This is a genomic window from Paenibacillus sp. FSL K6-1122 (assembly GCF_037977015.1).
GTDB lineage: Bacteria > Bacillota > Bacilli > Paenibacillales > Paenibacillaceae > Paenibacillus > Paenibacillus amylolyticus.
The window spans coordinates 2,259,874-2,271,452 of record NZ_CP150272.1 but is presented as its reverse complement, the minus strand read 5'-3'; the positions used below and the strand labels follow the sequence as shown (position 1 = coordinate 2,271,452).

Below are 11,579 nucleotides of genomic sequence, written 5' to 3'. Positions count from 1 at the left end.
AATCCCCCCTCCTTGTACACCACGTCAAATCCCCGCATTTTACAATAGTACACTCTATGCCCTGGACTAGCTTTGTGCGCCCCCCTATTCAATATACCTATGAAACCTTCACAGTTAGTGATCAATCAATTACTTTTCTCTAAAAAATATATTCCCCTCTACTCCCCCTGCAACTCCAACTCCTTAATCGTCAATGCAATTCCTTCCTCAAAAGATGTTGCCACAACCGGGCCAATCCGTTCCTCATACTTCTATCTACTCAGGATCAGGGGTTCCTCAGTCAGATATAACATTTCTACAATTTCTTTCATAACGGGTACACCTAGTCCAATCAAAGACAATCCCACTCTTCCTAACGCCATCACAGGTTTGCTTCTTCCCGCAGCCTTCTGTGCCAATCGCACGATGTCATGACCCGAGATGATCCCCGATCCAGGAATGTTCCAATTCTGTCCATACGTCATCTCTCTGCTTGCCAGCTCCACCACCATGACCGCTGCATCCGGTAAATAGATGTACTCTCTCGGCACCTTCATATTTCCGATAAAAAAAGCCATCTTACCTTTTGCTATCGCTTCAAGGGTTGAACCCAAATAGGAAGCTTGATTAGCCGATGGGCCATAATAATCTGGCAAACGAACGATCATCACCTGAGCTCTGCTCCAACTTGTGCTGAATAACATCTGTTCATAGGCAAGTCGTATCTTGCCTTTACGGGTATGTGGCTGTTTCGGATGTTCTTCGGTTACCTCGTTCATTTGTCTTCTGCCATAGGGGTAAATTCCGTCTATTACCACCACTTTCAGAACCAAGTGTTCTGCCGCTACCATTACGGATTCGCCTAGCGGAATCAGCTTGCTCTCCATCTCGTTATAAGGGACATTCGCACTATGAAATATGACATCGGCACCCTGGGAAGCAGCAATAATATCCTCCGACCGAAATGCATCTCCAACTGCAATTAGCAGGTGATCCGGATATCCCAATTTTACCGCAAGTTGCTCCAACTTTTGACGGGAGCGCCCAAATGCGATCGTTGAAATCCCTCGTCTAATCAATTCCTCCGTAATTGCTGCACCTGTTCCACCTGTGGCTCCAATCACAATAGCTCTTTTCATCGTAGATCGACCTCTTTCATCCATTTAGTGATTGATCAATAACTAAAATTCAAAAAGGGACTTTACCTCCCTCTCTATCGTTCCTTCAGCTCCGGCATATCCAGTGCATTAGATACATTACACAACATCCCAATTGCCAGAAAAATCATGGTTCTTTTTAGCGGTTCAGCAATTCCTGCAACGGTGAAAGCTTCCAGTACCATGGCTCTTACATCACTAATGCCTTTTTGCATAGCCTGACGAATGACTTCCTCCCGGATCGTTTGCGCCTGCATCTGAAGCAAGATCTCGCTCTTGTGCGATTCCAGAATCTTATCATAGGCTTCAATGAGATCATTCTCTAACTGATCTGGTGTCGCCGTCTCCATCACAATTCGAAACGAATCAATCACCCGTGTCCATGAGACCTCAATTGCAGTTAATAATAAAGCTTCTTTTGTTTTGAAAAAACGAAATATATACGGCTGTGAGATCTGTGCCCGTTCAGCCACCTGGGCTGTGGTCGCACGATAATAGCCAATTTCCGCGAAGACGTCAATTGCTGCAGAGATAATATCATTTCGCCGGTTAACCGACGCTGCTGCATCCTTTGCCATGATAATCCGCCCTCCAATAGTTAGTGATTAATTGATCAATAGCTTGAAGTATAACGAATACTATCCCTCGATGCAAAGGTATCGTGACCTTGTACAAAGCCAACAAACCCGCAGACGCTGGCTCAAGCCGCTGCAGGTTGTGTAACTTGTCGATCATAGATTCTATCCACTGGAAACCGAAGAGAACATGGTTTGTCTGAAACAGATTCGTACCATGCGGTACAAGAGTGTCTGTTCACTGCTGAAGAAGTTTACGCAATCGGGATTCCGAATCCAGCTTCGGACAACTGTCACAATACCCATGTGTATGACTTCCGTCTCCAACCAGATAAGCCAAACAACAATATCGGCGTAGCAGGAACGGAGGTCCCTGCCACCCGGAATGTTCGAAGCGCTGCAGCTCATTGGCAAATGTACATGCATTATCGTTTTGCCGATCCAGCCAGAGGCTTTGATCTTCTTGAATCTTTGCAAGCCGTTCATCTGTCTTCCAAATGCTCTGATCATTGATCATACGTGCATACAATTGTTGCACATTATGGGCAACCAGAGACCACATGACCTTATCGCTCGCTCTTGTAGCGACGGCTACCGCTCGCAGGACAGGTTCCAGATGTAACAGCACTCTTTTCTTGAGCAAGCCACTCTCTGACCTGCGCTGAACAGGATCTTCACCCTCCAGAGAGGTTCTCTCCAGCAGAGTCTCATATCGCATGCCACCTGCACCATTCAATTCAAACCGCACATCATCGTCTGCAACGCTAAGTATAGTATCGTATAGACTGAATGCTGAAATTACGGACATCACGAATACGGAGTAACGTTTGGCAAAAAGTGTACCGACGGCCGCACTTCCTCTTCCGCCCAATTGAAGCCCTTGCTGCATAGCCTGTTCACGCAATATCAAGTTTCGTTTCTCTTCATTCAGCAGATCCTTCACACGGAAAGGATACTTGGAATCATCGCAGTCCACTTGGATCGTCGTCACAAAAAATTGCTGTAACACTTCCGACATCTCTGAATAATCATGTCTTGGATAATGTCTCATCTATTGAATCATCTCTTCAACTTCGTTGATAATCTCGCTTCGCCCAATCGCTCCCCAGCCCTTAAACAACCAGAACGAGTCTGTCGTATAGACCTGATCTGCACCGACAGCCGGCACTGCCTTCCAGAGTGAGCTTGCGTTGATGTTGTTTACATACTCATCGGCATTCGGGTCAATCTCCAGAACTACGAAATCAGCATCCACATCTGCAATTTTCTCCATGGACAGGTCCTCACGTTGTTCGGCAGGTGTCACAGTCGTTGGCACAAATCCAAGATCATGATACAAAAGTGTGTTGGTTGGATGTCCTTTTGCCGCGTAAATTTGTAAGGTCTTCTCTCTTACACGCAGATAAGCCAACTTTTTTTGATCCAGTTGTTCGATCTTCGCTTTTAATTGCTTCGCCTGCTGCTCTACCTCGGCTATCTTTTCTTTTGCCAGATCCACTTTGTTGTACATCCCGGCAATGGTCAACAGATCCTGTGTCCAATATGTTGAATCATCAACAAAATCCAGCCATTCAGTACCCAGTACAATCGTCGGAGCGATTTTCTCCAACTGATCATACGTACTCTCCGCAGTTCGACTCTCAATAACGATGACATCCGGATCAATCTGAAGGATAGCCTCCAGGTTAGGACTGTCTGCAGACCCTACCGTTGGAATGCCGGCAAGCTGATCTGCAAAGTAAGGCAAATAATCTCCTCCGTAACGAACTTCTACATTAACGCCTGCTGGTTTCTCACCAATCGTCAACATGTGATCGATGTAAGCAGCAGATAATACCACCATACGCTCTATTTTTTGCGGTACAACCGTTGTTCCTTTAAGATGCTCAATCGTTTGCGTACCACTCTCTTCCACAGGCGTATCCTGTTGCGGAGGCGTTGCTTCTGTTACTTCTGATGCCTTGCTACATGCCGTCAGAACGAGCACAAGCAGGGCCAACAGTATCATCGTTGTTGCTCTCTGTCTTACCATTTGTAGTAAATCCCCTCTACTATTTAATAATAATAATCATTATCACTATAGTAGGGAAAAGCATACAGGCTTACCATGGATTATTCCACTCTCTTCTCTTGCACAATATCACCGTAAGGTAACCCCAAGTTGCTCTGCCACATATCGCATGGCCCACATGCGTCCGGTGGGACCCAGCGTTTTGAAAAAAATATCTCCTGCATTATATACATGGCCTTCTTGAACAGCCTTTAATGCCAACCATGCACTGGATTGCTGTAATTGCCTCAGTTGAGCACGTGCGTCTTCTGTGGGATCGACCATTACAAACACATGATCCGCGTCGTATAACTGCAAATCGCAAACTTTGCTCTCTACAGCCCACTGTTGTTCCGGAAAATCACGAGGCAAATAAAATCCCAGATCATCATACAATAGCGCCCCTGTCTGGTTGTTCAATCCATACATTCGGTAGAAATGAGAAGTCACCCGGATGAACATGGCACTCTGTTTCCCCCACCTCGATTGAATGCGTCCTCGAAGAACCCGGCTCAGTTCAGCATGTTGTTCTATCCACTGTACGGCCTGTTCGGTGCGACCCATAATGTCCGCCATATACAGAAGCCTCTCGCCAAAATGGTTGGTATGCTCCAGCATGGTGGTAGGCGCGATACGATTCAGGGAGTCATTTGGCTCCAAACGATCACTTGTAATGATCAGGTCCGGTTGGACTCGCCTCAAATCATCATAGTTCTGATTGAAGCTATCCAGAATAAGTCCCTGATGACTGTGTGCTTGAAGCGCAGGTATGGCAACATGTCGAGCCACCCTCTGACCATAGGATAAAGCGGATACTGGCCTCAAACCAAGCGTTATCACATAATCGTCCAACCCGTAATACAAGGTGGCAATGCGATTCACTTTATTTTTCATATACAACGTTGGGGCGATTCCTTCGTTTTTCTTGAAAACTCTGCTGAAATAGTGCTCGTCCTTATAACCCACTTGCTCCGCAATTTCCTTGATTTTATCTGAAGAAAATAACAGCTGCTTGGCCTTTGCCATACGTAGTTTCAGGATATATTCAATCGGGGTCATATTTAATTGTCGTTTGAATGTTCTTATAAAATGATTCACACTAAGCCCTGCCATGCGGGCCATCTGATCAATTCGAATGTCTTCCCTATACTGATGTGTCATATAATCAAGTGCCGAATCCATCCCCGCTACAGGGGGAGTTGCTTCATTCACGTGCATCATTAACTGAATCAACAACTGATGCAAAAGATGTTTCCTGCGCGTCTTTTCCAGACTCGTAAACGAGTGTTTTCCACTCACCAGGGTATCCATCATCTCCTGAATATCACGTGTATTGGAAGGAACATTAAGCTTGCCCGTCACAGGGAGATCAAATGCCTCGGTATGCCAAGCATTCTTACGCCGGGTAAGTGTAACACAGGAAAATAAAATGATCTGATATCGGACAGGTGCTTCCATATCCGTCTGAAACTCCACATGCATTCCTGGCTTCAACAAAAACCACTCGTCTTGAGATACCGTATGTACAATGTTATCCATAGACAAAGATCCTTTGCCCACGATGACCCTGCAAATGGCGAACCTTTTCCAGATCCGACGCTGAACAGCCCCCGGATTGCTAGAGTAATGGCAGACGTGGACAGCAGAGAAATGTAGTTGCTCCAGTTGTTTGATCCAATCATTTTCCTCCATGCTCACGTCCCCTCCCTGTTCTGATCCGATTCTATGTGAACTGATTACACTCTATTTTTCAGCTCCCAATAGTAAATTCTTTATACTATCCAACTGCAACTCCAGTGAATAGGGATCTTCCATGACGAACTCATCCTCTGTACCATCCAAGGAACCATAGGTGTAGACTTGTCCTTTCTGCACAGCAGGCAGACGTTTCCAAACCTCGTTGTTCAGGATCTCTTTGGCGTCCTCACTACCCGAACCATATAAGAAGATATGATCTCCCATATACTCAGGCAGTACTTCAAGGGAGATCGTCTCGAATCCATCCTTCATTTCGAGTGCTTGCTGAGTTGGAGGCAGTTTCAGCATCTCATAGATCGTGGAACTACCATAGTTCCCGCCTTCTGCACCAAGTACATACAACGCTTTGTACCCTATTTGTATGATGGATACAGTCTCGCCTTCTTTAATTACACCATCAATCTGCTTCTTAGTCTCTTCGATATTCTCTTCATATGTCGTGATCCATTGCTCTGCTTCCTTCTCTTTTCCAAAAACACCAGCAATCCGGCGTAGCTTTTCCAGTGGGCCAGAAGTTTTATCACCTTCCCAATAAGGTAAAAAGACGGTCGTTGCAATTTTTTCGTAATCCTCAATATTTTTATCAATGGAACCGATGATGAGATCCGGCTCAAGTGACACTAACTTCTCCAGATTCATTGGGAACTCTCCTCCCAAATCTTCAATACCCGCTATAACATCAGTAGCAATGCCAGACTTTTCAATCCATCCTTCGTTCAGCATAAATGTTCTTACACCAACCGGTACTATGCCCAGTTTCAGCAGGTACCCCATATATTGATCTGAAGCAACACGCTGCGGATTGGCCGGGATTACCACATCTCCCCTCATTGTAGAGACGGTCCGCGTCTCCGGCTGTGCAGTCGATTTCCCTGCCTCCGTTGCCTGGTTACCCGATTGTGTAGTAGTCGCATTGGTCTCTGTTTGCGTACCACTTGCAGACGGCGCTGGACTGGAACAGGCCGTGAGCAATAGCGTGAGACACAACATCATGCTTAGTGCTGTCATTTTGAATTTTCCTTGCATTATTAATTCCCCTCCAACACTCTTTTGATATTGATAATCAATATCATTATATAGATGGGAATGTAACGAATGAAGGGCACTTTCTTGCATTACACTGGGCAAATCTTGCTTGTTGTTCAATACCAATGGGTGTTTCGACTTGTTTAACCGTTGACTTACTCCTTTTTTGTAGCGAATTGGAGAAAGCCCTTTTATTTTTTTGAAGCTGCGGCTCAGTGAATGTGCATCCGGATAGCCGATCTGTTCTGCAATCTGTTGCAGCGTTGCACTGGTATGCACCAGAAGATGTGCGGCCCTCTCCATTCGAATCTGTCCAAGATACTGGATGGGACTGATGTTTAACTTTTGTTTGAACAGCCTCGACAAGTGCCCCACACTGCATTCCATTGCTTCTGCCATTACGTCAAGAGCTATGGGCTCATGGAGATGAGCATTCATATATTCAATAGCCTGTGTGACCGTATCCGGTTTATGTGGCTGAATGGATTGTTCGTGTAAGTCTGTCAATAAAAGATATACCCATTGATGAAATAAGGTTTTGGCATGTAACTTTGCAAGCTTAGTAGACTGCTCCCACTCCTGTTTCAATTCCTCCATACACTGATACATGTGTAGCGGACGGGTTGGTACAAGTGCATATTGGTCCTGAAACGGACGTTCATGGTCCATCAGATACTGAATTTCCATCCCACAGGGCAAGGCTAGGATGGCTTTGTACAAAATCATATAATACGCCACGCCCGAATCCGTCTCCATATTTAAATACGCCTGCTTGCCTCCATGAATGATGTGGAATCCCTCCACGATGTATCTGTGTTGATCCATTCGTATCCGTGCACTTCCGTCGGTGATATATAGATAGGTACTTGCTGGTAGTTGATAATTCTTCAACTTCTCCCCAGGATGCAAAGCGTTTTGGCGTACATCCAGTATTTTGACAAAAACATAATTCCACAACCTGATGTGATCATTCAAATTCATATCCGCTGTACTTTCCCTCCCGCCATATTACATCGACATACCTTCTTGCTACTCTTTATGAAGAGCCTGTAATTTTCGCTCAGTATGTATATTTCATTTCATTATAAATCAATTGATAACAATTCTCAATAACATGCACAATCAATATTAACTTACCCATTTGGACAACATATATGGACTGCAATGTATACGTAGCGGGATAATAACGCTAGAATCAGCAACATTTTCTAACCTGTTGCAAAATCATAAAAGGCATGATATATTAATTGAGCCATCAATGATTGACGCATCAAATATTGATACATCAATGATTCGAGAGCATCCAAATAATCATTAGGCAATGGCATTGTATACTGCAGCATTAATCATTGGTTAACATACGCCGTTGTTCATGATTCAGATTCACCCGGGAGGTCTAGTCATGACACGTATTGTTTCCAAAGAAGAACAAATCATCAATCTGTTGAACGTGTTGGGTAACAAACTCAGTCCCAAGTTCGAACGCTGTACAGGTATCAGTTCCTCTCGCTTTGAAATTCTGCATGAGCTGGATCAGGTCGATGAGATTAACCAATCCATGCTGCAGAAAATCATTAACATTGATAGTGCTGCGATTACACGCCACTTGAAACAGCTTGAGGCGGACCTGATGGTTACAAGACGTAAAAATCCCGATGATAATCGGGTCACTTTTGTTCGTTTGACGGACCACGGTCGGAAGCAGATTGAAGGCTACAAAGCTGAGAAGACCAATTTTATCAACCAGATTTTACAGGATTTCAGTGAAGACGAAGTTCAATCACTCGCCGATTTCCTGGAACGTATGCAGAACAATTTCTAAACCCATATATAGAGGAGAGATCCATGCATGAGTACAATTCAAAGCAAATTCCAAAAAACCAATGATTTTAACGAAATCACCTACGGTCGTCGTTCTGTTAAACTTTACGATCCTGAAGTGAAAATTAGCCGTGAAGAAATGACTGAAATTCTGTCAGAAGCTTCCCGTGCACCATCTTCGATCAATTTGCAGCCTTGGCGTTTTCTGGTTGTAGATACAACTGAAGGTAAAGAAAAGCTTGCTCCACTTGCGAGATTTAATCAAAATCAAGTGTTGACTTCCTCCGCAGTCATTGGCGTATTCATTGACATGAAAAACGCGGAACATATGGAAGAAATTTTTGGCAAAGCCGTAGAACTCGGTTATATGCCACAAGAAGTTAAAGATATGCAACTATCAAAAGTATTGCCTTATTATGAAAATATGCCTGCTTCCGCTATTCGCGAAGTTAATATGATCGACGCTGGACTTGCTTCCATGCAATTAATGCTTGTAGCACGTGCTCACGGTTATGATACTAACCCAATCGGTGGTTACGAAAAAGATCAAATTGCAGAAGCATTTGGCATGGACAAAGAACGTTATCAACCCGTTATGTTGATCTCGATTGGTAAATCGGCCAAAGAAGGTCATCCTTCCTACCGTCTGCCAGTAGAAACAATCACAACTTGGGCATAATATCAGGGACGGTTTCCCCTTTCTTAACACATTCCAAACAAACACAATATGGAGGTTATACATTATGATTATCATTCACGCTCATCTGCAAGTTAAACCGGACCAAGAGCAAGCATTCCTCGCAGCTGCGAAAGAACTGATGGCTGCTACACGTCAAGAAGAAGGTAACATCAGCTACGATTTGGCAAAAAGCACAGAACGCGAACAACAATACACGATGATCGAACTGTGGAAAGATGAAGCTGCTACAGCATCCCACAACACAAGCGCGCATTTCCAAGCTTTTGTTCAACAAGCAGCAGCATTCATGGCCGCTCCAATGAACGTTGAAGTATTTGCTGGAGAACAAGTTAAAGCTTAATAGCGCATTAACTGCCATGCTTATAGTGCATGTGAAAAAGCTGCTCTTGGTCATATGACCGAGGGCAGCTTTTTAGTTTCCTTTTGAAAATAAGTTCACTTCAACAAAAAACACGCCAATTAAGGCGTGTTTTCTTCACTCATTGAAGAGGTATTAAACAAGTGAACATGTACTACACTATCCGAGTTGGAGTAATGCTTTGCGGATTGTTAAACACATTTTTCGGGTCATACTTGGCTTTGACTCTCCGCAGTCTGGCATAGTTGGCTCCATAGTACACTGGACCGGAATTTTTGATCCCTTGGTCTGGAACGTTGATATAGGAACCCACAATGTATGGTTGCAATTTCTTGCGAGTATTACGAGCGAGTGCGATATTTTTGGCGGCATGGGAAGGTTTGAGCCACGTACTGGTCCATTCCACATAAAACTTCTCTTTACGCCAGAAGAAGGCGGTTGATCTAGGTGATTTGCGACTTACTGCTCCGCCCCAGTTGAGGAAATAGAACCCGCCTGGCCCCTCTTCCAGGTTCTCCAAAAATGTTTGCATCGATTTAATGGCTTTGTCGGGGAATGGTTTTCGTCCAAAACCGGACGAGAACTGGTTGCTATACCGTTGAGTTTCGGTCGGATCAGGTTGTAATAAGAACTTCACAACTTCCGTGTAAGGTAACAAACGAACAATGGAACTTGTCGGTGTGCCAACACTCGTAATCGGCTGCAATAGACGGAGTGCCTCTGTTTTTGACCCTAGGAACAGCCCCTCCATGACGACATTACCACCCTTTTTCGGTCCGATGGACAACTCGCTACCCAGTCTTGTATCCACAGAGGGAGCCCACCTCTGCCATACTTTAAGCACCTTTTCGAATTGAGCCCATGGCCAGGTGATTTTAAATACAGTCGCCTTCGCTGGAGCACGGCGCACTTTGAATTTGTAACGGGTGTATACTCCGAAGTTACCGCCGCCTCCTCCCCGCGAGGCCCAAAAGAGATCCGAATTACGATTTTTATTAGCCCGAATCACTTTTCCTTTGGCGTCCACCATCTCTACCTCAAGCAGGTTATCACTGATGAGACCGATGGTACGCTGGAGAGGCCCAATTCCCCCACCTAACGTAATTCCACCGATCCCTACAGTAGGGCTGTCACCAAAAGGAGCTATGAAACCTTGCTTGGCAAGGGTATTCGCAATTCTCCCTACTCGGTTACCCGTACCCACAACAACGGTCCCATTTTTTTTATCAAGTTTGATGGAATTCAGATCACTTACATCAATGACAATTCCGCCGTTAACCTGTGAAAGATTAACCTCAAGCGCATGTCTTCCACTCCGCGGCCTGATCGGTACATTATTTTCACGAGCCCATCGGATAGCGTTGGATACATCTTTCGTCTTTTGGGCAAAAACAAAAACTTTAGGATATTTGTCGGTATGCGGGTCCCAGTTCTTGCGCGCCGCTTCATATCCCGGATCTCCTTTATAAATAACCCGTCCGGTAAGCTTTGTTGATGATTTCACACATCCCACTCCCTACTGAATAATCGTCCTACAGCCTCTGCTGCATCAAGCACTTTATACTGTATGACGGACATTCGCGGAGGGAATGGGCTGTTGCCCTTAATTTCAAGGTTCATGTTTCAGAGGAATCAATTCTGATTAACTTGCGCGCTTCCTGTTCTTTTTCACCATACCAGACGAGCACGTCAGCAAACAAATCCATGATGCGAATAAAGTTCTGCTTATCCGCCTCTGAAATCTGATCTGCATACTTGAAAATCTCATCAAAGCAAAGCTCCCTTACAAATTCAGTGTACTTCGCATATACCTCGCGACCTTTCGTCGAAGGTTTGACGTATATGTCTTTGCGGTTGCCGCTTAAATGAAATTTTTCGAGCAGCCCTTTTTCCGTCAGATTCTTCACGTTCTTGGAAAATGTACTGCGGCTTACGCCCAGGCGTGCTGCCATTTCCGACATCTTCTCTTCCTTGTCCTCGGCTTCCAGAATGTATTCCAGCGTCTGAATCTGTGAAGCCGAGAACATCATGTCTGTACCATAACTTCGCTGCAGCTTATACGTGTTTGAGTACGCATTACCGTATTTGATAATTTTCTCAATCAGTTCCCGATGGTCGCCCATCCAATCTAATTTCATGCGTAATCCCTTTCATA

The 11,579-nt window shown here is 44.7% G+C and carries 10 protein-coding genes and 1 pseudogene; 3 read left to right on the top strand and 8 right to left on the bottom strand.

Annotation, left to right across the window (positions count from 1 at the left end):
- Positions 1–158: 158 nt before the first annotated feature.
- The 6 genes and pseudogenes from NSQ20_RS10150 to NSQ20_RS10125 all read right to left on the bottom strand — a co-directional run bounded on the left by NSQ20_RS10150 (position 159) and on the right by NSQ20_RS10125 (position 7,526).
- Positions 159–1,118: pseudogene (locus tag NSQ20_RS10150) on the bottom strand (NAD-dependent epimerase/dehydratase family protein).
- 74 nt (positions 1,119–1,192) lie between these two features.
- On the bottom strand, positions 1,193–1,714 hold the full coding sequence (locus NSQ20_RS10145) for a TetR/AcrR family transcriptional regulator (protein ID WP_340032377.1): 522 nt from the start codon (positions 1,712–1,714) through the stop codon (positions 1,193–1,195).
- 235 nt (positions 1,715–1,949) lie between these two features.
- On the bottom strand, positions 1,950–2,762 hold the full coding sequence (locus NSQ20_RS10140) for a (2Fe-2S)-binding protein (protein ID WP_036609771.1): 813 nt from the start codon (positions 2,760–2,762) through the stop codon (positions 1,950–1,952).
- Positions 2,763–3,743, bottom strand: a complete 981-nt coding sequence (locus tag NSQ20_RS10135; RefSeq protein ID WP_100528702.1) for an ABC transporter substrate-binding protein — start codon at positions 3,741–3,743, stop codon at positions 2,763–2,765.
- Positions 3,744–3,851: 108 nt separating this feature from the next.
- Positions 3,852–5,453, bottom strand: a complete 1,602-nt coding sequence (locus tag NSQ20_RS10130; RefSeq protein ID WP_340032376.1) for an AraC family transcriptional regulator — start codon at positions 5,451–5,453, stop codon at positions 3,852–3,854.
- 51 nt (positions 5,454–5,504) lie between these two features.
- A complete protein-coding gene (locus NSQ20_RS10125) occupies positions 5,505–7,526 on the bottom strand; it encodes an AraC family transcriptional regulator (RefSeq protein WP_340032375.1) in 2,022 nt (673 codons plus the stop codon).
- 421 nt (positions 7,527–7,947) lie between these two features.
- Between NSQ20_RS10125 and NSQ20_RS10120 the strand changes: the two genes are divergently transcribed.
- The 3 genes from NSQ20_RS10120 to NSQ20_RS10110 all read left to right on the top strand — a co-directional run bounded on the left by NSQ20_RS10120 (position 7,948) and on the right by NSQ20_RS10110 (position 9,406).
- Entirely contained in the window at positions 7,948–8,367 is a 420-nt protein-coding gene (locus tag NSQ20_RS10120) for a MarR family transcriptional regulator (protein WP_036609779.1), read from the top strand.
- 27 nt (positions 8,368–8,394) lie between these two features.
- Entirely contained in the window at positions 8,395–9,045 is a 651-nt protein-coding gene (locus tag NSQ20_RS10115; RefSeq protein ID WP_036609781.1) for a nitroreductase family protein, read from the top strand.
- A gap of 64 nt (positions 9,046–9,109) precedes the next feature.
- Complete coding sequence (locus tag NSQ20_RS10110; RefSeq protein ID WP_036609783.1) at positions 9,110–9,406, top strand: putative quinol monooxygenase; 297 nt, start codon at positions 9,110–9,112, stop codon at positions 9,404–9,406.
- Between the two features lie 172 nt (positions 9,407–9,578).
- Here NSQ20_RS10110 and NSQ20_RS10105 read toward each other — a convergent pair whose 3' ends face one another.
- Entirely contained in the window at positions 9,579–10,928 is a 1,350-nt protein-coding gene (locus NSQ20_RS10105; protein ID WP_340032374.1) for an FAD-binding oxidoreductase, read from the bottom strand.
- A gap of 112 nt (positions 10,929–11,040) precedes the next feature.
- On the bottom strand, positions 11,041–11,562 hold the full coding sequence (locus tag NSQ20_RS10100) for a MarR family winged helix-turn-helix transcriptional regulator (protein ID WP_340032373.1): 522 nt from the start codon (positions 11,560–11,562) through the stop codon (positions 11,041–11,043).
- Between the last annotated feature and the right edge of the window lie 17 nt (positions 11,563–11,579).